The sequence below is a fragment of the Rufibacter tibetensis genome (assembly GCF_001310085.1).
Classification (GTDB): Bacteria; Bacteroidota; Bacteroidia; order Cytophagales; family Hymenobacteraceae; genus Nibribacter; species Nibribacter tibetensis.
Genome location: NZ_CP012643.1, coordinates 2,997,052 through 3,018,565 on the forward strand (window position 1 = coordinate 2,997,052; position 21,514 = coordinate 3,018,565).

General features: G+C 47.8%; 16 protein-coding genes. 11 read left to right on the plus strand and 5 right to left on the minus strand.

Annotated elements, in window-relative coordinates; translation table 11 throughout:
• Positions 1 to 21: 21 nt before the first annotated feature.
• Entirely contained in the window at positions 22 to 2,697 is a 2,676-nt protein-coding gene (locus DC20_RS12245; protein WP_157593148.1) for a putative LPS assembly protein LptD, read from the minus strand.
• Positions 2,698 to 2,764: 67 nt separating this feature from the next.
• Here DC20_RS12245 and DC20_RS12250 point away from each other — a divergent pair, with 67 nt between their 5' ends.
• From DC20_RS12250 to DC20_RS12275, 6 genes are all read left to right on the plus strand, one after another.
• A complete protein-coding gene (locus DC20_RS12250) occupies positions 2,765 to 3,541 on the plus strand; it encodes an N-acetylmuramoyl-L-alanine amidase family protein (protein WP_062544091.1) in 777 nt (258 codons plus the stop codon).
• Between the two features lie 13 nt (positions 3,542 to 3,554).
• Complete coding sequence (locus DC20_RS12255; protein ID WP_062544092.1) at positions 3,555 to 4,568, plus strand: MlaD family protein; 1,014 nt, start codon at positions 3,555 to 3,557, stop codon at positions 4,566 to 4,568.
• Between the two features lie 186 nt (positions 4,569 to 4,754).
• Entirely contained in the window at positions 4,755 to 6,383 is a 1,629-nt protein-coding gene (locus DC20_RS12260) for an acyl-CoA carboxylase subunit beta (RefSeq protein WP_062544093.1), read from the plus strand.
• A 134-nt stretch (positions 6,384 to 6,517) separates the two neighbouring features.
• Entirely contained in the window at positions 6,518 to 7,453 is a 936-nt protein-coding gene (locus DC20_RS12265; protein WP_083470447.1) for a transglutaminase-like domain-containing protein, read from the plus strand.
• 196 nt (positions 7,454 to 7,649) lie between these two features.
• On the plus strand, positions 7,650 to 8,870 hold the full coding sequence (locus tag DC20_RS12270; RefSeq protein WP_062544094.1) for a pyridoxal phosphate-dependent aminotransferase: 1,221 nt from the start codon (positions 7,650 to 7,652) through the stop codon (positions 8,868 to 8,870).
• 220 nt (positions 8,871 to 9,090) lie between these two features.
• The gene (locus tag DC20_RS12275) at positions 9,091 to 11,679 is read left to right on the plus strand and encodes a S8 family serine peptidase (RefSeq protein WP_062544095.1); all 2,589 of its coding nucleotides are present in this window, start codon (positions 9,091 to 9,093) and stop codon (positions 11,677 to 11,679) included.
• Between the two features lie 82 nt (positions 11,680 to 11,761).
• Here DC20_RS12275 and DC20_RS12280 read toward each other — a convergent pair whose 3' ends face one another.
• Both DC20_RS12280 and DC20_RS12285 read right to left on the minus strand, forming a co-directional pair.
• Positions 11,762 to 12,562 (minus strand): M57 family metalloprotease, encoded by an 801-nt coding sequence (locus tag DC20_RS12280; RefSeq protein ID WP_062544096.1) that lies wholly within the window; start codon positions 12,560 to 12,562, stop codon positions 11,762 to 11,764.
• 504 nt (positions 12,563 to 13,066) lie between these two features.
• Positions 13,067 to 14,308, minus strand: a complete 1,242-nt coding sequence (locus DC20_RS12285) for a M16 family metallopeptidase (protein ID WP_062544097.1) — start codon at positions 14,306 to 14,308, stop codon at positions 13,067 to 13,069.
• Positions 14,309 to 14,482: 174 nt separating this feature from the next.
• On the opposite strand from DC20_RS12285, the gene DC20_RS12290 reads away from it, so the two are divergent.
• The 3 genes from DC20_RS12290 (at position 14,483) to DC20_RS12300 (ending at position 16,868) form a co-directional block, all read left to right on the plus strand.
• A complete protein-coding gene (locus tag DC20_RS12290; RefSeq protein ID WP_062544098.1) occupies positions 14,483 to 15,724 on the plus strand; it encodes a DUF2254 domain-containing protein in 1,242 nt (413 codons plus the stop codon).
• Between the two features lie 80 nt (positions 15,725 to 15,804).
• A complete protein-coding gene (locus DC20_RS12295) occupies positions 15,805 to 16,335 on the plus strand; it encodes a DUF421 domain-containing protein (RefSeq protein WP_062545940.1) in 531 nt (176 codons plus the stop codon).
• A 74-nt stretch (positions 16,336 to 16,409) separates the two neighbouring features.
• Entirely contained in the window at positions 16,410 to 16,868 is a 459-nt protein-coding gene (locus DC20_RS12300) for a GNAT family N-acetyltransferase (RefSeq protein ID WP_218918702.1), read from the plus strand.
• Positions 16,869 to 16,943: 75 nt separating this feature from the next.
• Here the strand turns inward: DC20_RS12300 and DC20_RS12305 are convergent, their stop codons facing one another.
• Together DC20_RS12305 and DC20_RS12310 are read right to left on the minus strand one after the other, a co-directional pair.
• Positions 16,944 to 18,071, minus strand: a complete 1,128-nt coding sequence (locus DC20_RS12305; protein ID WP_071885450.1) for a glycosyltransferase family 4 protein — start codon at positions 18,069 to 18,071, stop codon at positions 16,944 to 16,946.
• 148 nt (positions 18,072 to 18,219) lie between these two features.
• Complete coding sequence (locus DC20_RS12310) at positions 18,220 to 19,275, minus strand: glycoside hydrolase family 5 protein (RefSeq protein ID WP_083470317.1); 1,056 nt, start codon at positions 19,273 to 19,275, stop codon at positions 18,220 to 18,222.
• Positions 19,276 to 19,681: 406 nt separating this feature from the next.
• Here DC20_RS12310 and DC20_RS12315 point away from each other — a divergent pair, with 406 nt between their 5' ends.
• Both DC20_RS12315 and DC20_RS12320 read left to right on the plus strand, forming a co-directional pair.
• Positions 19,682 to 20,137 carry a DUF937 domain-containing protein gene (locus tag DC20_RS12315; RefSeq protein WP_062544099.1) on the plus strand — a complete coding sequence of 152 codons (456 nt, stop codon included), beginning with the start codon at positions 19,682 to 19,684 and terminating at the stop codon, positions 20,135 to 20,137.
• Positions 20,138 to 20,554: 417 nt separating this feature from the next.
• Complete coding sequence (locus DC20_RS12320) at positions 20,555 to 21,481, plus strand: DUF808 domain-containing protein (protein WP_062544100.1); 927 nt, start codon at positions 20,555 to 20,557, stop codon at positions 21,479 to 21,481.
• Positions 21,482 to 21,514: the final 33 nt, after the last annotated feature.

Consider the following 21,514-nt stretch of genomic DNA (forward strand, 5'->3'; position numbering starts at 1 on the left):
GATGGCCGCTCTGCTTTATTTTTAATAAGGTCGCCCGGTGGCGCTGCTGCTGCGCCTGATGCGCAAGTCCTGGAGCAGCGATGATTTGGCGTTAATGTTAATGGAATAACGCTGCAACACTCCAAACGGTACCCAGTCAATAGACATTTGCCAGCAGTGCAAATCCCGCACAATGCCTACGTTGGTGTAACTCAGGACCCGGTTTTTAAGGTCATAGCTGGTGGTGTAGTTGACGGCCCATTTTTCTGTAAGCGTCACTGAACCGTTGAAGCCTGCCGTAGTCGCGTTGTTGACCAACTTGTTCGTGAGTACGTCTCTGGTGAAGTTGGAGGTTAAATCAACGGTGAGGGTCCAGGGGATGTTGAACTCCACGTAATCTGCCGCGGTAACGGTGCGCTGTAAAGCAGGTAGGTTGGTGGGCGGAGCAGCTCCTGAGGCGGCTTGTTGTTTGCGGGCCTGCTGGTTAAACTCAAACCCGGTGTTAAAGTTTAGGTTCATTAACCGGGCTAGTTTAAATCCTCCCTCTTCCAATAAGTACACGTTTCTTCTAGTCCCGTTCACATACTGGTAAGGGTCAAAGCTACCAGAAAGCGTCACCCCCACGTTGTTGAACAGCTTGGTAGACAAGTTCACGTTGATGTTGGAGAGCTTGAACGAGTCGGCGGCCATGTTGTAAGAGCCGGAGAAGTTGAAAGCATCAATCAAGCTCACTTTCTTGAAGACTCCGGCGCTATCGGTCTTCATTTTCATCTCCACGTTGTTGCTCACCGAGAAGGAAAGCGCGCTGCTCAAGCCCGGCCCAGGTACGTTTCCTTCCAAGCCCTGGAAGCGGGAAAGCAACTGGGTGTTTCCTAAACTATCACGCTGTACCCGCTGGTAAAAACCAAACTCAGGGTTCCCGAAATCTGGACGGAAAGAATAAGAAAGGTTAGGAGTGAAGGTGTGCCGGATGGCTTCAATCTTCTTGCCTTTGATCTGGGCTATGCCGTACAAGTTGGTGGTAAGTGAAAGCCCACCCTGGTATTGGTAGGTTCGGTGCAGGCCTTTCAGGGTATCGGCTGCCAACAGGTTTGACCCCGGAACATTGCGGTAGTTGTATTTCTTGGTGAACCAGCTTTCACTGTAACTCACGCCCGGCGTCAGTTTGAAATACTTGAATAGACTTACCGTACCTAGCGTGATAGGAATGTCATGGTTAATGCTGGTGCGGGCGTTTCTGAAAATTTGCGCTAGGTTAGAGCCATTGATGGCCACCACAGTGTCCCGGCCTATGCTGTTAGAGAAGGGAAAGCCTAAACTTGAGCCCGTAGAAATGTTGTTAGAGACAAACTGACGGGCGTTCAGGTTATAGCCAATCCTGATGCCTTCAATCCAGCGGCCAGTCAACGTGCCGCCAAACCATTCAATAGGGCTTTGGCTCGCTACCCCAAAACTGAAATCCGGCAGGGTAAAGCTCATGGCCTGCACAGGCGTTGTTTCTCCGGTTTCACTGCGCTGTATCAAAGTTCTCTGGCTTTGAGAAATAGTTACCCCGTAGTTAATTGGAGAGTTAGGGCTGCTCTTGCGGTAAGATACCGTTGAGTTAAAAGCCGGTGACAACGCATTTTGAGGACTAGTGGAGTTACGTTGGTTGTAGAACTGGCTACCGGCGTTCACACTGGCAGAGAACTGTCCCTTGCCCGGACGGGTTACTGGTTGGTGGCTCCAGCTAATCCAGATGTCACGGGAATCTGAGCTGTAGTTATAAACATTGTCTGTGGTAACGCCAGCCCCTATGTTTTCAGTGGCTTTTATGAAAGTGTGGCTTAGAGAGAAGTTACCGCTGAATTTGTAACGCTTGGTGTAAGTAGACTGTAGACGGGCGCCGTAGCCGCCCAGTGAGTAAATGTCACCGGTAATGCGCATGTCCATGTACTCGTTCATGGCCCAGTAGAAACCACCCTCGCGCAGGTAGAAGCCTTGCTGGTTTGATTCGCCAAAAGTTGGAATGATAACCCCGGAACCTCTTTTACGCGGCGAGGGAAAGAACCCGAACGGCAAGCCAATGGGAGTGGGGACATCGGCAAACACCAGGTGAAAAGGTCCGGCAATGACACGGTCATTGGGAATCACTTTCATTTTGGTGGCCTTTATGTAAAAGTGGGGGTGTTCCAGGTCGCAGGTGGTGTAGCGGGCGTGTCTTCCGTACACGCTTCCCTCGGCATCGCGTTTAATGGTTTCCGCGTGGATGTAGCCTTCACCCTGGGTGGTGACTGCCCCAATTACGCGGCCTTTCTTGCTTTTATAGTTATAGCTCATCCGCTCGGCCTGGTACGTTTCTGCCCCGTTCTTGAAAAGCGGTTTGTTCTGGAGCACTCCGGCTGAGTCTACCATGCCTTCAGCGTCTATAATATTTGTTTTCCAGTTAATCTGGATAAAGGCCGCATCCAGGGCCACCTCGCCATAATCAATATGGGCATCGCCGTACAGGTACATGATTTGACTCACGGCATCATAGCGAATAGAATCTTTGGCTTTATAATTGATTGTGGTCTCAATATCGCCCTTGGCTTTGGCGTTGGTAGTATCTGAAGGGGTGACTACCAGAGAGTCAGAACGGGTGGGGCGGACTTGCGCGCTTCCCTCTATGCTGATAAAAAAGACAAGCCCATAAAAGAGGGCAATTGCCAAAAACAGGAGGGATCTCTTCTGATTCAAGTAAATTTTTTGTTATTTTGTTTATTAGGACAAAGTTATCAACAATAGCTTTTAACTAACGCATCTCGTGAAAAATATTGTCTCGCTTACCATCTTTGCTTTTTTACTGTTTAGTTCTTTCACCACGTTTGAGCGGAAGGAGGTTAAAGTGCGAACTGTGGTAATTGACGCCGGGCACGGCGGAAAAGACACGGGTTGTAACGGAACTTCGGCCCGGGAAAAAGATGTGGCTTTAAAGGTGGCCCTGAAACTTGGGGAACTCATTCAGGAGAATATTCCGGACGTAAAGGTGGTGTATACCCGCAAAGATGACCGGTTTGTAGAACTGATTGACCGGGCCGGCATAGCCAATAAAAACCACGCAGATCTGTTTGTTTCCATCCACTGCAACTCGGGCCCAAGCGCCGCTTACGGTACTGAGACCTATACCATGGGGCAACATAAATCTGACGGAAACCTGGCGGTTGCCAAACGGGAAAACTCAGTAGTGTTACAGGAAGAAAACTACGAGAAAAAATACAACGGCTTCAACCCAAACTCTCCACAAAACCACATTCTTTTTAGTTTATTCCAGAGTGCTTACCTAGACAACAGTCTTCGATTTGCTCAGAAAGTAGAGAAAGAGTTCAAGACCAAGGTAGGCCGGTCTAGCCGGGGGGTGAAACAGGCGGGCTTTTTGGTGCTATGGAAATCGGCAATGCCCAGCACGTTGATTGAAATCGGATTTTTGACGAACCCAACGGAAGAGAGGTTCCTCAACGATAAAACCAATCAAACGTATATGGCATCAGGCATATATCGCGCTTTCAGAGATTACAAGCGAGAACTTGAAGCCATGAACTAAAAATCTTACACCTGTGAAATTTTCCAAAGAACTCAAAGTAGCGTTGTTGGGCATTGTGTCTTTAGCAGCACTCTACGTGGGCTTTCTATTTTTAAAAGGTAGTAATGTTCTTTCCTCCACCCGTACCTACTATGTCACTTATGACTCGGTAGAAGGGTTGGCTGTATCTAACCCGGTACTTATCAATGGCTTTAGGGTTGGTTTAGTGAAGGAAATGGTACTAGATCAGAAGAAAGGCAACAAGATTCTGGTTACCCTTGACATTGAGAAAGACATTGACGTAGGAGACTCTACCGTGGCCATGCTGGTAAGCTCAGATCTACTGGGCGGCAAGGCCATTGAATTGTATATGGGCCGCAACCGCATCCGCTACAAGGGTGGCGAGTTCCTGATCCCATTCGCAAAAAGGAGTATTACGGACATGCTTTCAGAAAGGGCAATGCCGGTTTTGGGCACTGTTGATACCACCCTGCAGCGCCTGAACGCCTTCTTAGACAAGGATGCGAAGCAGAGCATTCAGTCTATTCTGCTTAATGCGCAGGCTACTTCTGAAACCTTGCGCGCTGTTGCTTTGGCCAACCAAGGGAATATCAATGAAATCACCAGCAACCTGGCTCAACTAACTTCTGCCTTACGGGGTACCGAAGCCAAGTTCAGCCGTTTGGCGGGTAACCTCAACAGCATCACAGACACCATAGATGTGAATTCTATGAATAGTGCCATCAGGGGGTTAGACAGCACCATCTCGCAGGCGCAACTTACCATGAGCAAGATCAACCAAGCCAACGGAAGTTTGGGGAAACTCATGAACGATGATTCCCTTTACCGCAACCTTAACGGCTCCAGTGAAAGCCTGAATGCGTTGCTGATGGACCTGAAAGCAAACCCTAAACGTTACGTGCATTTCTCATTACTACAGATTGGTGGTGGTACCAAGGTAGACAAAGCCACTAATGTGAAAGAAGCTGAAAAGGTGAAAAACGCAAACAAGGTAGAGAATGCAGGCACCGTAGAGGAAAAGAAATAACCATACAGAACTCTTAAGAAGAAGCGTTTTGGCTCCGTTTTGTAGAAAACGGTACCAAAACGCTTCTTTGTTTCAGAACGTAAGTGTTTTTAGAAACCTAACAAGTGTTAGCCTTTTCTGAATTTTGCTATATTTGTAGTACCCGCATTGGGCCAATAACCCCTAACCACTCGCTTTCGCAGAATTATGGATATTGAATTCAATAAGAACGAAGACAGCCTGAAACAGCTTTGCTTTCAACTTAAGAGCAGACATCACAAAGTAGCCTTAGGCGGCGGCGAAAAAGCCATTGCCAAACAGCACGAGAAAGGCAAACTTACCGCTCGCGAACGCATCAAATACCTGCTAGATGAAGACTCTGAGTTCCTGGAGATAGCCACTTTTGCGGGAGAAGGCATGTACCAGGAATACGGTGGTTGCCCGGGTGGTGGAGTGGTGGCCGGGATAGGTTACGTGAAAGGCCGGCAGTGCATGGTAGTAGCCAATGACGCCACCGTGAAGGCGGGTGCCTGGTTTCCCATTACCGCTAAGAAAAACCTACGCGCCCAAGAAATTGCCATAGAGAACCGCTTGCCGGTCATTTACCTGGTAGACAGTGCGGGCGTGTTTCTGCCCATGCAGGATGAGATTTTTCCTGACAAAGAACACTTTGGACGCATGTTCCGGAACAACGCCATCATGAGTTCAGAGGGCATTGTGCAGATCTCGGCCATTATGGGTTCCTGCGTGGCTGGTGGTGCGTACCTGCCCATCATGAGTGACGAGGCCATGATTGTGGAAGGCACCGGCTCTATCTTCCTGGCGGGTTCTTACCTGGTGAAAGCCGCCATTGGCGAAACCATTGACAATGAAACCTTGGGCGGCGCTTCTACTCATTCTGAGATTTCAGGTGTCACCGATTATAAATTTGAGACTGATCAGGAATGCCTGGACCACATCCGGAACATTTTTGACAAAATGGGCGAGAATCCCAAAGCTGGCTTCAACCGCACTACTCCGGCAGAGCCGAAACTAGATCCAAAAGAAATTTACGGTCTGCTGCCCCAGGACCGCGTAAAGCCTTATGACATGATGGACATCATCCATCGGTTGGTAGATAATTCTGAGTTTGAGCCTTACAAAGACCTGTACGGGCAGAGCCTAATCTGTGGGCTGGCCCGCATTGACGGATGGGCCGTGGGCATTGTGGCCAACCAGCGCAAGATTGTCAAGAGCAAAAAAGGCGAAATGCAGATGGGCGGCGTGATCTACTCAGACTCTGCTGACAAAGCCGCACGCTTTATCATGAATTGCAACCAGAAGAAAATACCGCTGGTGTTTTTGCAGGACGTCTCTGGTTTTATGGTGGGCAGCAAGGCCGAGCACGGTGGTATCATCAAAGACGGCGCTAAGCTGGTGAATGCCATGAGCAACAGCGTGGTGCCTAAGTTTACCATTCTGATAGGCAACAGCTACGGCGCGGGCAACTACGCCATGTGCGGCAAAGCCTACGACCCACGTTTGATTTTCGCCTGGCCCACAGCGCAATTGGCGGTGATGTCAGGAGCATCGGCGGCAAAGACCTTGTTGCAGATTCAGGTGGCTTCGCTCAAAGCAAAAGGAGAAGTCATTACTCCAGAAGCAGAGAAAGAGCTTTTAGATAAAATTACCGCCCGGTACAATGAGCAGTTGTCGCCGTATTACGCTGCCGCCCGCCTGTGGGTAGACGGCATCATTGACCCGCTGGAAACCCGTAAAGTGATCTCCATGGGGATTGAGGCGGCCAATCATGCACCCATCACCAAACCGTTCAACGTAGGCGTGATTCAAACCTGATTTCAAAGGTGAGTTTGACCTTTAGGAATTAAAAATTGCCCATCTGTACGGAAGTAGGGCGTCAATTTCCGTATGAGGAACGGAGGATTCAATTCTTAATCCCTAATTTTAAATTCTTAATCAATCCGTCTGCTTTGACCAATAAAGAAATAAAAGCGCTGATTTCATTGCTGGATGACAAAGATCCGGAGGTGGTGGCGCATGTGCACCAGCGAATAGTTGACTTAGGCGATACCATTACTCCTTTTCTGGAGGAGGCTTGGGAAGAAAGCCTTGACCCGGAGCACCAGAAAAAACTGGAGGACCTGATCCATGACCTGCAGTATTCGTCTCTGGTGCAGCGCTTGAAGACTTGGAAAGAAGAAGGGGGTACTGATCTGGTAAGGGGTATGTGGCTGGTGAGCACTTACCAGTACCCAGACGTGAGTTTGGAAGATATCAACCGCTCCATAGACCAATTATACTACGAGGCTTGGGTGCACGTGCGCCCAGACATGCACCCGTATGATCAGGTGAAAACCCTGAACTACGTGCTTTTTAAGCTACACCGGTTTTCAGCCAATACCAAGAACTTCCACGCGCCGGCAAATTCCATGATTAACCAGGTGTTGGAATCCAAGCGGGGTAATCCGCTTTCATTGTGTGTGGTTTACATGACCCTGGCGCAAAAGCTGGGTTTACCGGTGTACGGGGTAAATTTGCCCAACCTGTTTGTGCTTACCTTTAAGAGTGACATACTGCCCCAGTTCTACATCAATGTGTACAACCGGGGCCTCATCCTCACCAAAGCCGACATTGACAATTACCTGCTGCAGCTTAACCTCAATCCGTTAGAGATATTCTATGAGCCTTGCTCACCTGTAGACATTGTGCGGCGGGCGCTCAGAAACCTTTCCCTTTCCTATGAAAAGCTCAATGATCCTGAGAAAGCCACCGAAATTGAGAAACTCATAGACGTAGTGGGCGATGAGGAACCCATGAAAGCCAACGAGTCAGCGGAAGGAGATGATACAGATGAAGACGAAGATTTTGACGAAGGCTACGGCGAAGAGGATGACGAAGACCTATAATGTTTAGGGCTAATTTTACTAAAACAAGCCCTAAACAGGAAGACAATAATTAGCAAGCCACTCTGCAAAGAGTGGCTTTTTTTGTGCACAGGCACCTGTAAATCAGAAGGGTTTGTAGAGTATTTTTTGAAAAATAGCTTCTAAACAGAATCAGGGCATTCGTAGATCACTATCTTTAGGGCTTCATGTTGGCATTATGATACAGAAGAGCACCCGCTTAGACAATGTTTTCTACGAGATACGAGGTCCCATTTTCGAGAAAGCCATGGACCTGGAGAAGGAAGGTTACCAGATCACCCGCCTGAACATAGGCAACCCCGCACCTTTTGGGTTTAATGCACCCGATGAAATTGTGCATGACGTGATGGTGAACCTCCGCAACGGCCAGGGCTACACAGATTCTAAAGGAGTGTTCGCCGCGCGTAAAGCCATCATGCACTACAGCCAAAGCAAAGGCCTGCACGACGTGCATGAAGATGATATCATCATTGGCAACGGCGTAAGCGAGCTCATCATGCTCAGCATGCAAGCGCTTCTTAACCTTGACGATGAAATCCTGATTCCAGCGCCGGATTATCCGCTTTGGACTGCTGCGGTCACGCTTTCCGGTGGCAAAGCTGTGCATTACCTCTGTGACGAAGCTTCAGACTGGTACCCAGACCTGAAGGACATGGAAAGCAAAATCACGTCCCGCACCAAAGGCATTGTTATCATCAATCCCAATAATCCTACGGGAGCGGTGTACCCCGCTGAGGTCCTGCAGCAGATTGTTCAGCTGGCTGAAAAGCACAAACTGATTGTGTTTTCAGACGAGATCTATGATAAGATTCTGTACGATGACGTAGAGCATTTTTCCACCGCTTCTTTTGCCGAGGATATTTTATGTCTCACGTACAGCGGATTGTCCAAGAATTACCTTGCCGCCGGTTTTAGGGCTGGGTGGCTGGTAGCCAGCGGAAACAAAGCCATTGCTACTTCCTACCTTGAAGGGCTGAATGCGCTGGCTAGCATGCGGCTCTGCAGCAATGTGCCCTCGCAGTTTGCCATTCAGACGGCGTTAGGAGGCTACCAGAATATTGCTGATTTAGTCTTGCCCACTGGGCGGTTGCACAAGCAGCGCGAGATCTGCTATGAGAAGCTTACGTCAATTCCGGGGATTACCTGCGTGAAGCCATCGGGGGCGTTCTACATGTTCCCAAAGGTAGATGTGAAGAGATTCAACATCAAATCAGACGAAAAGCTGGTACTGGATTTTCTAAATGACCAGCACGTGCTGTTGGTGCAGGGAACCGGCTTCAACTGGAAACAGCCCGACCATTTCAGGGTAGTGTACCTGCCCACCGTGGAAGAACTTTCCCAGACGCTGGATAAGCTTGCTGCCTTTTTAGAAGACTACAACGGTGAGGATATCTTCTAACAACTAATTGTGGTATTTCCTTGCTTCACATGTATATGTACTATTGAAGGGTTTTAAGCCAGCTGGAAAACCCATTTTGAGGCTGTTTGGAAAATAATCGACTAATAGCAGTTGCTTTCCAGGAGAATACCCGGTAGATTACTTTTTATGTTGCCAAGATAAGGAAGGGATGGGGCAAACTTTTACTAGTATTATAGTAGGAAAACTTCTCGGTGGAATATTGCTGCTTTCTCTGGCGATACCAGTAGTGGGGCAGAAGGTTATTGGTTTTGTTGATAATGCCAAACTAGCTCCTTCTCTAAGAGAATCAAGAACACAGAAGCAGGAACTGGCCGTACGGGTGCAGGTTAAAGACAAGACGCTATTTCTGTCCTGGATGAAGACTGCGTTGCCAGCTTTGCGGCCCCTGCCTACTCCTTTAGCTAATACATATTTTCTGGCAAAGCTCTCCGCCCAGAACCTTGCGGCTTTAACAGAATGCCCCTACGTCACGTTTGTAGATGCACCAGAACGGATTCCAAAGGAAGAGGCGCATCTCCAGAACGCAGACCTCACGGTAAACAAGGTAGAAGCAGTTCAGGTGCGTTTTCCGGAAATCACCGGCAAAGGACTGGTTGCCTCCATCAAAGAGAATGCTTTTGATCCGGCAGACATTGACTTCAGAGGTCGGGTCCTTTCAACTGCAGCTTCTTCTGTAACGGTTACGCCCCATGCTACCGGTATGGCGACTTTGGTAGGAGGCGGAGGTAATACTTCACCCTTAGGGCGGGGCGTAGCCTGGCAAAGCAACCTTGTTTCTTCAGACTTTTCGCAGCTGTTACCAGATGAAACATCCGTTCTTCGGGCGCAAAAGGTGTCGGTTCAAAACCATTCCTACGGAGTGGGGGTGGAGAACTATTATGGCTTGGAAAGCCAGGCGTATGACCAGCAAGTCATTGAGTTTCCAGAATTGCTGCATGTCTTTTCCTCTGGCAATGCCGGTATTCAGGCTTCATCTGCTGGTCGATACGCGGGCATAGCCGGTTTCGCAAATCTCACGGGGCAATTCAAGATTTCTAAAAATACATTGACCGTGGGCGCGGTAGATACGTCGGGGAATGTAAGCGCCCGGAGCTCGAAAGGACCTACGTTTGACGGACGCATCAAGCCCGAAGTAGTGGCCTTTGGTGAGTCTGGTTCTTCAGAGGCTTCGGCGGTGGTGTCTGGGGTGGGTTTGCTGTTGCAGCAAGCTTACCAGGAACAGCATAGCGGTAAACTTCCCCCGGCAGCTTTGGTGAAAGCAGCCCTTGTCAACAGTGCCGATGAAAAAGGGCGCTTAGGTGTAGACTATGAAGCCGGTTTTGGAAATGTAGATGCGCTAGGGGCCGTGCAGTCCTTGCAGGAAAGAAGGTATTTTGCCGGAAGCGTGTCTCAGGGAAATTCACAAAAGTTTGTCATCACGGCCCCGGCAGGCGCAGCCAACCTGAAAGTCACCTTGGTGTGGAATGATCCGGCTGCTTCTCCAACGGAGGAAATAGCTTTAGTTAATGACCTGGACCTTACAATACTTGAATTTGCTAGTGGCCGGGAGTGGCTGCCTTGGGGGCTGAGTTCCTACCCGCATAAAGATTCGTTACTGCTTCCCGCCCGTCGGCAGGTAGACAGAATAAATAACGTAGAGCAGGTGACTGTCGCTTTGCCTTCCGCTGGCGAGTTTGAGATAAAGGTGTTTGGGTACAAACTGTCATCAGCAGATCAGTCTTTCAGCTTGGTGTATGAGTTTGAAGCTCCGTTTACCTGGGCATACCCTACAGCAGGTAGTCTATTGAGAAGCGGGCAAGTAAACACTATCCGCTGGGACGCACCTCTTGCTCTAAACCAGAAAGGAAGATTAGAATACCGATGGGCCGGGCAGAAGTGGCAATTGGCAAAGGAGAACGTAAGCCTCCAATTAAGAAAAGCAGATTGGCTTGCTCCAGATTCTGCGGGACTGGTGCAGGTAAGATTGGTGACGGGAGCTGAAGAAGTATGGATGTCTGATGAGTTTTTGCTTAGTCCTGTGTTGTCCATGCAGGTGGGCTACCAGTGCGGACAGGAATTTATGCTGTTCTGGCCTGACGCAAAAGGTATGCAGGAGTACCAGGTGTATGGCTTAGGTGACAAGTACCTGGAATTAATTGCCAGAGTAACAGACACGTTGCTGGTATTGAATAAGGCGCAGCACCAAGGTTTTCATTACGCGGTAACTCCTGTCTTGGCTGGAAAAACAGGTTTAAAAAGTTTCACTATCAACTATGCTGAACAAGGGGTGCAATGTTATTTAAAGCAGTTTCTGGCGCGGCAACAAGTTACAGATACTGTTTTGCTGGATGTGGAACTGAGTACCCTGCATGGTTTGGCTAAAGTGGTGTTGGAGAGGAAAAGCAAAGATGCTTTTCAGGTAGTGCAATCTTTGGATTCTTTTTCCAAACCTAATTTCTCTTTAACAGACTTAAGCCGAGTGCCCGGCCGAAATGAATATAGGTTGCAGTTGGTGACAAGTAAAGGGGAAGTATTTTACAGTGAAACAGAGTCAGTTTTTTACTCTCCGGAAGAGTATGTTCAGGTATTTCCGAACCCTGTTTTGGCAGGAAGTGAGGTGCAAGTGGTGGCATCTGGAGATGAGTTAACCCGTATTCAGGTACTGGATCATACAGGTAGAGCTTTAAGGGAAATATGGCAAGATGGTGCGGTGAAAACAATTAAAACTGTCGGGTTAAAACCTGGAGTTTATATTTTAAAAGTCCTGCATGATTCTGGAAATAGAATTTGCAGGGTAGTGCTGTTTTAATATGCTTTAAAAACTTAAAGACATAAAAATAGCCGCTGTGAAAACAGCGGCTATTTTTATGTCTTTGGGGCCCTTTATTTAATTAATAAATGTATCTAAGAGCAGTGCGGTCGTTGGTGTTGAACGGACGGTTCTGGCCGGTGGCTACGCAAGCCAACATCCAGGAAGTGGCATCAGCGGTAGTAGGGGTGCCCGGGATATGAATCGCACCTACAGTGCCGGCTCCTTCATTGGTGTAAGCCCCACCGCAGCTATAGCTTCTGTCCATGTAGTCTGTGTGACGGAAACCAATGCAGTGACCAATTTCATGGGCCAGAATGGTAGCCAGGTAGTTCGTGCCTGGGTTAGATCCTAGGTAAGTTGAGTTTACCAATATCTGGTTGTGAGGATTGCCATTGTATGGGAAGCCTGCTGACGCCAGATAAGAAGCATCTGAAGGGGATTTGGTCAACAAAATGTTGTAGCTGGAAGAAACCCGTTGAAATTTGATTAATAAGTTTTCAGCGTTGTATCTCCGTATTGCTTCATCCAAAGCAGTAACATAAGCACTAGGCAACGTGGTGGAGATAGCTACTCTAATGGTGCGACCAGATCCAACGCTTACCAGGTTAGTTGTACGGTACTGCTCTGTTTCGCCTACCCGCAGAAATTTCTGATCATGCTGGCTGCTTAGTTGCTCATCGGTTAAGAAGATATCACCTTCTACCAGATAACCGCCTTCCACCACCTTTACATCAGTGGTCCCGAAGCCCATGTCATAAATTTGCTGCAGCTTTTCTTTAGAGACAGCTGCTTTCTCAACTACTTCTTCCTCGTTAACTGAACACGCAGCGCTGCTTAATAAAAGCGCAAATGCAAGGAGTTTAATGTAAATTTTCTTCATAATAGGTTTTTAAGTTTTGTTTATGGAAGAGACTATTTTATGCAGAATAAAATTTACTTCCAAGTGAGATAGCGAGCTTAAATAAATTAAAAATAATTAATAAGTGCAGAAAATATCACTTATTAAAAGGTTTTGTATTTAATAAACTGTTTCTATAGTATAAGTAAGAAAATAGATTAAAAGCGAATCAATAAGCTATTTGAAATGTATTAATCAACTTGACTAAAAAGTGATTCCATTAGCTTAATGGAATCACTTTTTAGTTGCAAATACTAGATTGAATAAAAGGCAATAATTCATGTTTATACATTAAATAGATTTATTAATCATGCCTTACAAGTCTGTAACAAAGTGGGAGTTTATAGAGCTGCTACAAGAAGAAAGAGAGTCTAAAAAAATATTAGAAGTCGTCCTTAAAAAAAAGGCTGCCGGAGCAGCCTTTTCAAAATTGTTTCAGGAAAACTGAGCAGAAACGGATGAACCACTTCAAATAGGTGATGAGCCTTAGTTAGGCACGTACTGCAGAAAACTCAGGTTCTCTTCGCGGAGCGTGTCATTGGCCATCTCCAAAAGATCGTTGGAGGTAACCTCCTTGATCTGTCCGAAGATATCATTCAGCCTTTCTACCGTGTTCAGGTCTAGAATACTTTTGCCCATCATCATCATGAAGCCCATGTTGCTTTCTTCGGCCATGGCCAATTGCCCCATTAACTGCTCCTTGGCGGTATGAAGCTGCACAGAACCCATAGGCTTTTCGCGTAGCAATTTCATTTCTTTCAAGACCAGGCCAATGGTACGTTTTAGCTGCTTTTTCTCAGTTCCGAAGTAAATTCCGAACAAGCCAGTATCAACGTAGGTAGCGTAGTTTGCATCAATGGTGTACACCAGGCCGTGTTTTTCGCGCACCGCCAAGTTCAGCCTGGAGTTCATGCCCGGTCCTCCCAGAATGTTCACCAGCATGAAGAAGGTAAGCCGACGTGGGTCTGTCAGCGAATACGCCGGGCAACCAATCACGCAATGCGCCTGCTGAATGGCTTTCTCAACCACTAAGGTCTGCGGCTCATAGTTATTGAACAGAAGGCGCTTCCGGGGCTGCGTCTTGCTTTGCAGATGGCCGAGATACTTTTCTGCGAGTTTCACCACCCGTTCAATAGGCCAGTTGCTTACAGAGCAGAACACCAGTTTGTCGGTGCTCAGGTTGCGGTCAATAAAAGCCTGAAAGTTCTCGCGGGTGAAACTGCTCACGCTTTCACGCGTGCCCAGAATGTTGTTGCCCAACGGATGGTTCTTGAACACTACCGCGTCAAACTCATCAATAATGGCGTCTTCGGGGGTGTCCAGGTACATGGCCATTTCCTCCAGAATCACGCCGCGCTCTTTCTCAATTTCCTTGGTAGGAAAGGTGGAGTTGAAGGTGATGTCAGTAAGCAGGTCAAAGGCTTTTTCAAAGTGGTTTTCTAAAACCGATGCATAAAAGCTGATCTTCTCTTTGGTGGTATAAGCGTTCAGTTCGCCGCCCACGCTTTCCAAGCGGTTCAGGATATGAAACGACTTCCGTTTATTTGTGCCTTTGAAGGCCATGTGCTCCCAAAAATGGGCCAGGCCTTGCTCGTGGGGTAATTCATCGCGGGAACCAATGTCCATCATAAATCCGCAGTGCGCGATTTTGGTGTGAGGTACCTGCTTGTGCAGCACTCGTATGCCGTTGGGTAGGGTATGGATATGGTAATCAGGTAATTTCGTCAATGTCTATCGTGCTTTTACAAGGAATACACTTTTGCAGGACTCTTCTCCTTTAGAAGAAAAGCCAGCCTACAAAGGTACGGAGGAATGGCGTGAAAAGGAGCAGTTTTGGACCTCTGACAACCAAATTTAGAGCTTCTGTTTTAACCGCAGAGGATGTCTACGTATAAACAGTAGATGAAAAGCAAAATCATACAGTTTGTACGCCGGTATTACAACAAGATCATCAACAGCATCGCCTTTTACCCGGCGGTAATTGCGCTGGTATTCCTGTTGGTTTCTTACGTGATGCTCACCATTGATTTCTCTCCGCTAGGCAGAGACCTGAAGAGCCGGTGGGATTTTCTTACGCTCAAAGACGCCAGTACCGCCCGTACCATTGCGGCAACCATTGCCGCCGGCATCTTGTCTCTGACGGTGTTCAGCTTTTCCATGGTGATGATTCTGCTCAACCAGGCAGCTTCCAACATGAGCAACCGGGTGCTGGACAGCATGATCGGGAATCGTTTTCAGCAGTGGGTGCTGGGCTTCTACATAGGTACTATTGTGTATGCCCTTTTTCTGTTGAGCACCATCAGAGACATTGATTCTGGGGTGCTGGTGCCTGCCTTGAGTGTGTACCTGCTCATTTTGTTCACGGTGTTAGATATTTTCCTGTTTATCTATTTCCTGCATTACATCACCCAGTCCGTAAAATATGAAACCATTATCAACCGCATTCACCGGCAAACCAGACAAAAACTAGAGCAGCATTGCAGCCTGCGCGAAATACCAACTGTTCCTGTTCCTTCCTTTGCCCAGGCACAAGAGCTGAAGACATTGCGCTCAAACTATTTCCAGGGGTTTAACCAGGAAGGGCTGTTGGAGTTGTGTGCCCAACATAACTGGAGTATTTCCTTTTTGTATCCGGTAGGGACTTTTTTGCTGGAGGGAGTTCCTTTCCTGAAGATAAATGCCCAAGGAACCATCAGGGAAGAACAGGAGGAGCAGATTCGGTTACTGATAGATTTCTACAGAGGCGAAACCAATGAGAACAACCCTTACTATGGTTTTAAACAGCTGGTGGAAGTAGCCTTGAAGGCCTTAAGCCCTGGGGTGAATGACCCAGGTACGGCGGTGTTGAGTTTGCATGTGCTGGTAGACTTGCTTGCCTTCCGGTTGTCAAACCACGCTCTTCAGGTAATGAAAGACAAAGAAGGTGCCGTGCGCATTGTGACCAAAGCAGAATCTTACAAGGAGCTATTTGAGAAAACGTTGCTTCCCATCTGGGACTACGGAAAAGAAGACAGAATTATCAGGACCGAAATGAACGAGGTGCTGGAACAGTTACGACACCACCCCTCCATTTTGGAAAACAAAGCCATCATAGAGGATCTCAGGGAAAAGGTAAGAAAGAAAATATGGGAGAATGAGGAGTGAAAAACACCCGGTTTTCCAAAAACAAGCCTGAACCCCCCGTTGAATTGCGCAAAACTCAGGAAGAACTAACATACAGTACTATGGAAAAAATATTTTTTGACAGTTGGGACAGTGTTATCAGAACCCTACTCATTGGCGTGCTCGCCTATGTAATATTGGTAATCCAGTTACGGATATCGGGGAAGAGAACGCTCTCTAAAATGAATTCCTTTGATTTTGTTGTAACGGTGGCGTTTGGGTCTACCCTGGCCACGGTGCTCCTGTCCAAAGATGTGGCATTGCTAGACGGAATCATAGCGTTCGCAATACTGGTGGTGTTGCAGTTTTGTATTACCTGGCTTTCTGTACGCTTTACTTGGGTGAGCAATCTGGTGAAGGCAAAACCTGCTTTGCTGGTGTACCAGGGCAATTTCCTGCAGGAGATCATGACCGTTGAGCGAATCACCAAAAATGAGATTATGGCTGCCTTACGAAAACAGGGAATAGGTACCATAGAAGACATAGGAGCGGTGGTGCTTGAAACCGAAGGCAGTTTGAGCGTCATCAAACAGGTAGATGACATTCACAGCCCTGTGTTCGAAAATGTTAGCAAACCTTCTTCTCTAAACTAAATTACCTTTGTTGTCTTGCCGGGCATAGGGTATTTTGTCTTAGAAGATGTCTTACTAGTATAGTCAGGACAGAAATGCTTTCTACTTCAACATCAACCATCAGGTTAGATACGGTTTCACCCGCAGAGTACCCCGCTTTGGTAGAGGTGTGGGAAGCCTCTGTGCGGGCCACCCATCACTTTGTAACCGAATCTGAGATTGCGTTTTACCGCCCCCTGATTCTGCAGGACTATCTGAAAATGATGAACCTGGTATGTGCCAGAGATGAAAAAGGCAGTATCATTGGTTTTGCCGGGACAGCCCACGGTAAACTGGAGATGCTGTTTTTGCATCCGGAGGGCAGGGGCAAAGGAGAAGGCAAGATATTAGTGCAGCATGTGATCCGGCACCACCAGGTGACCAAAGTAGACGTGAACGAAGAGAATGAGCAGGCCTTGGGTTTTTACCTGCACCTGGGGTTTAAAGTGATTGGACGCACAGAACTGGACAGTGCCGGAAAACCGCATCCTATTCTGTACCTGGTATTGGGGTGATGTTGAAAAGCCCCATCAATTTTGGCCCTGTTTAGAAGCTGTTTTTTGCAGATTGCGCTTAAAAAAAAATCCCTGTTACCCTTGCAGCACCTGTTCATACACTCTATACAACTGCGGTATAGTAACTTCGGGGCGGAACGTCTGAGCATGGGTTAATCCCTCTTTCACCATTTGTTTCTGAAGATCTGTGCTGCCCAGGATCTCCTGAATGGCGTGAGCCATGGCGTCAGAATCGGTGGGGGGGACGTAGCGGGTGGTGGGGCCTCCTGCCTCAGCAAAACAGGAACCTGTAGAGGTGATCACCGGCACTCCGCTGTTCAAGGCCTCCACGATGGGAATTCCGAAGCCTTCAAAAATGGAGGGATATACAAACAAGGTGGCCAGTTGGTAGATAACCGGAAGTTCATGAAACGGGATGTAAGGCAAGAACAGAACTTTATCTGTCAACCCCTGACCGGAGATGAACTCCTGCATCTCTTTGAAGTACTCTGTTTTGCGACCAATGAAAACCAATGGTACCGGAGCCCCCGCTTTTTGCCAGCCTTTTAACAGGTGCAACTGGTTTTTGCGGCGTTCTAAGGTGCCCACGCACAAGATGAACTGAGCGGGCAAGTTGTATTTCTCCTGAATAGCGTTTTGAACCTCTTTTTCAGGAATCAGCTGGAAAACAGGATCGCAGTCCTGGTACACCACTTGGATCTTCGCCCGGTGTATCCCAAAGAACTCTTCCAGATCCTGAGCGGTCTGCTCGCTGATGGCAATGATCTGGTGAGCTGCATCACAGGCATCCTTGAACTTCTTGCGGTAGATGTAGCGGTCAATGGCGGGGTACAGCTCCGGGAAGCGCAGAAAGATAAGGTCATGGATGGTCACCACCAGCTTTACTCGTTTTTGGTCAAGACCATACGGCAGTTCATTGCTGAGGCCATGGTACACCTGCACGCCATGTTTGGGCAAAGCCGCCCGTAACCCGAAGGTGCGCCACAAAGAGGAAAACTGTTTGCCTACGCCCGTGGGCTGCACAATCTGCGTCTTGGCCACCGGTGGGAAGAAAGCTTTGAACAGGTCGTTTTTACGGGGCGTGAACAAGGCATACTCTTCTTCTGAGTAGTGCGTCATCATGCCAGAAATAACAAACCGGCTGTAATTCCCCAGGCCAGAGGTGTTCGTGAAAGCGCGTTTGGCGTCGTATCCTATCTTCATATCAACACCGCAAAAGTAGCATTCTTCCCGAACAACTTTGCCGTCAAGAGAGATGGAATGTGGAATGCCGCTCCAGGATGTATGGTCAAAAGCCTTTCATAAAGTGTGAACAGACCATAGAAAGCCAGCTCTGCAGAAAGCCCCTGTTCTATGGTTTAGGGTTTTTGGCGATCAGTTCGGTTCTGACCAACATGCCGGAAGGAGTTATCTGCGACTCAGGCCATCTGCCGCTAGGGCTGGCACCGGGCTTCAGGGCAGCGGTGCCTTCCTGTTTATCGGCGAGTGACCAGTTGGCCCAGGAGATTTTGTTGTCATCCAGGAACTTCCACCAGGCTTTGGTTTCAGTAACATCTAAGTAGCCGTCGCCGCTGGCTTCACAGGTACCGTACTCGGTGACCATAAGCGCAATTCCCTTGTTTAAAGCCCTTTGAGCAGCATCCCGAAGCCACTGTTTGTGCGTGGCCGCGTAAAAGTGCAGGGTATAGGCAATGTTGCTTCCGGCGATGGGATTGTTGGCAACCGCTTCCACATCCTGTGACCAGTTGCGGGTGCCCACTACCACTATATTGTCTGGGTCGTGCTTTCTGATTTCGGCAATCACCGCCTCAGCATAGGGCTTTATGACACCTGTCCAGGAGACGTTGAGGGGTTCGTTGTAAATCTCGTAAATCACGTTGGGTTTGTCTCCGTAGCGCTGGGCCATCTCAGAAAAGAAGGCTTTTGCCTGGTCGGTGTGCTTTTCAGCCTCGTGGTCATGCCAGTCAATGATGACATACAAGCCTTCGGCAATGGCAGCATCTACCACCGTGATGACTTTTTGCTTTTCCGCGTCGGGGTTCTTCAGGTAGCCATCGTTGTCAACGGCCATGGCTGCCCGCACCAGCGTGGAACGCCAGTCGTCCTTGAGCCATTTTACTGTTTCAGGGGTATAGTACTTGCCTATCCACTGGCTCCAGAACAAAGACATGCCACGTAACTGAACCGGCTTGTTTGACGCACTCAAGATCTGGTTTCCTACTACCCGCAGCTGCCCATATTCTGCCACTGCATTGGCAACGGACGGGTTGGGATTAGTAGGATTTGTGGGGCTAGGCGGCTTAGGCGGATTTGGCACTACCGCAGCTTCTTCTTTGTTATCGGAGCCACATCCTGCAGTAAAGATGAGGACCACTAAAAGGATTAGATACTTTTTTAAGCTATACATAAGTCTATGCGGGATGAATATCTGTTTTAATGATATAAGTGGTTGAAATAGATAGTATTGAATCAAATGGATTTCTTATAGTTGCTTTAGGCCTCAAATCTGAAAAACGGGCCAAAAACATAAGGGAAGGTACACTTTTAAAACCATAAAAGGGAGGTCATCTTTGGATTGACGTTGGGCTGCCATCATTAATTTATTGCCGACCGTTATTTGTAGAAAATGTTTGGGGCATATGGGTAGTAAAGCTTAATGAATATTCACTGTACAGGCGTTTTACCAGCTGAACAAGATTTGGGCTGGAGTAAGTAGTTGATTGTGGAGCAACCTGCCTGCCTGACGGCTGGAAATCAACTATTCCCTTTTTGGTCCGTTTACTTCATATCTACCGTCATTAAAGAAAAGAATTATGTTTGATCAAATTTTAGATCTTGTAAAGCAGCAGATAGGCAACAATCCACAGGTAGCTTCTGCAATACCACCCGGACAAGCAGATGCTGTGAACCAAGAAATTGCTCATCAGGTTACTACCGGACTGGCTAGCCAGGCAGTTTCGCAAGGTGGGGTGGGCGGACTGATGTCTATGCTACAAGGCGGAGGAATGTCTGCTGGTAATCCAGTGATTTCCTCCATCACAAATAAAGTAGTTAGTAGCCTGGGGAGTAAGTTTGGATTACCACCGGCTGCCACAAGTGCTATTGCCGCCGCCCTGCCAGCGTTACTGCAGAAATTCGCTCATAAGACAAATGATCCTAACGACAACAGCATTACGCCTGGCAGTATCACAGAATCACTCTCAAAGTTGGGCAAAGGCGGTTTAGGCAACTTAGGGAATTTGGGGGGCTTAGGCGGTCTGTTTAAATAAAGATCAATGTCTTTTTAAGCCTCTACATTTATAGTTTTTTAGCTACGGGAGCAGTATGAGCCATGGAGAACAGTAGCGTAGCTGCCGTTCCCATGGCTTATTTTTAAAGGTAAACTCCCATTTAGAGGCTGTTTTTAGGAAACTGATCAAATATCAGCCCTGGGCACCAGTTGCAGGTAAAGAGATTGATGCAAATTATAAGCTAACTGAATAGCTATATTTCGTAATATTACCCTCCGGGGTAAAGCAGCTCATTTATTCTCCAAGTGGGTTTCCTGCTCCTTTTTTTAAATGAAGCTAAAACAAGAGTAGGAGAGGCACATGCCTTCCTAAGCTTCTTAGAAACTCGCCAAACACAAGGGCGCAGCCACGCAAAGGTCTGCGATTTTATATTTACGTTAAACTGATCAACGAATAATGGCCTCAGGTCTTCTTGCTCTCTTAGATGATGTTGCAGCCTTGGTAAAGGTGAGTGCGGCAACTTTAGATGACGTTCCCGCGCAGGTGGCAAAAACCACCGGGAAAGTGTCAGGCATTGTGATTGATGATACGGCTGTAACGCCCAAGTACGTGGTGGGGCTTGATCCCTCGCGCGAGTTGTCTATCATCTTCCAGATTGCCAAACGGTCATTAATCAATAAAGTACTGCTGTTAAGTCCGGCGGCTCTTCTGCTTGGGTTCTTTGCACCGTGGGCTATTCCGCCTATTCTGATGCTGGGTGGAGCTTTCCTATGCTTTGAAGGCTATGAAAAAGTCCATTCCATGTTCAGCAAGCACCATGATGATGCGCATGATGGCTCCGGCGAAGTGGTGAAAGTAATCACCCCTGAAGAACTGGAGAAGGAACGGATCAATGGAGCCATCCGGACAGATTTAATTCTTTCCGCGGAGATTGTGGCTATCACCTACTCTACCGTAGCCGAAAGCTCCTTGGTAAACCAGATTGTGGTCATGTTTGCCGTGGCTATTTTTATCACGGTTGCGGTGTATGGTTTTGTGGGCTTGATTGTGAAAGCAGACGACATAGGGGTGCACATGGCCAAGGAAAACAACCATCAACAAGTCAGGAAGCTTGGGCGCGGCATTGTGACGTTTATGCCCCATTTTTTGAAAATACTGGGGTATGTAGGAACGGCTGCCATGTTATGGGTAGGGGCTGAAATCATTGCCCACGGTATTCCTTTCACAAGCCACGCGCTAGATAACCTGGAGCATTCATTAGCTGAGGTTCCCTTCTTTGCCTGGTTGGCCAAGGCAGTAGCCTGCGGAATAGGAGGATTAATCCTGGGAGCGATCATCGAGAAGGTAGTTGTCGGCACCAAGAAGCTAATGAAAAAAGGATAGGGATTCTTGTGCTTGCCTTGCATGAGGAGGAAG

Excerpts from the sequence above, each read along its gene's own strand:
- DC20_RS12260 (WP_062544093.1), top strand. The coding sequence starts at position 4,755 with ATGGATATTGAATTCAATAAGAACGAAGACAGCCTGAAACAGCTTTGC.
- DC20_RS12295 (WP_062545940.1), top strand. The coding sequence starts at position 15,805 with ATGGAAAAAATATTTTTTGACAGTTGGGACAGTGTTATCAGAACCCTA.
- DC20_RS12270 (WP_062544094.1), top strand. The coding sequence starts at position 7,650 with ATGATACAGAAGAGCACCCGCTTAGACAATGTTTTCTACGAGATACGA.
- DC20_RS12305 (WP_071885450.1), bottom strand. The coding sequence starts at position 18,071 with ATGAAGATAGGATACGACGCCAAACGCGCTTTCACGAACACCTCTGGC.
- DC20_RS12290 (WP_062544098.1), top strand. The coding sequence starts at position 14,483 with ATGAAAAGCAAAATCATACAGTTTGTACGCCGGTATTACAACAAGATC.
- DC20_RS12300 (WP_218918702.1), top strand. The coding sequence starts at position 16,410 with ATGCTTTCTACTTCAACATCAACCATCAGGTTAGATACGGTTTCACCC.
- DC20_RS12280 (WP_062544096.1), bottom strand. The coding sequence starts at position 12,562 with ATGAAGAAAATTTACATTAAACTCCTTGCATTTGCGCTTTTATTAAGC.
- DC20_RS12320 (WP_062544100.1), top strand. The coding sequence starts at position 20,555 with ATGGCCTCAGGTCTTCTTGCTCTCTTAGATGATGTTGCAGCCTTGGTA.
- DC20_RS12310 (WP_083470317.1), bottom strand. The coding sequence starts at position 19,275 with ATGTATAGCTTAAAAAAGTATCTAATCCTTTTAGTGGTCCTCATCTTT.
- DC20_RS12315 (WP_062544099.1), top strand. The coding sequence starts at position 19,682 with ATGTTTGATCAAATTTTAGATCTTGTAAAGCAGCAGATAGGCAACAAT.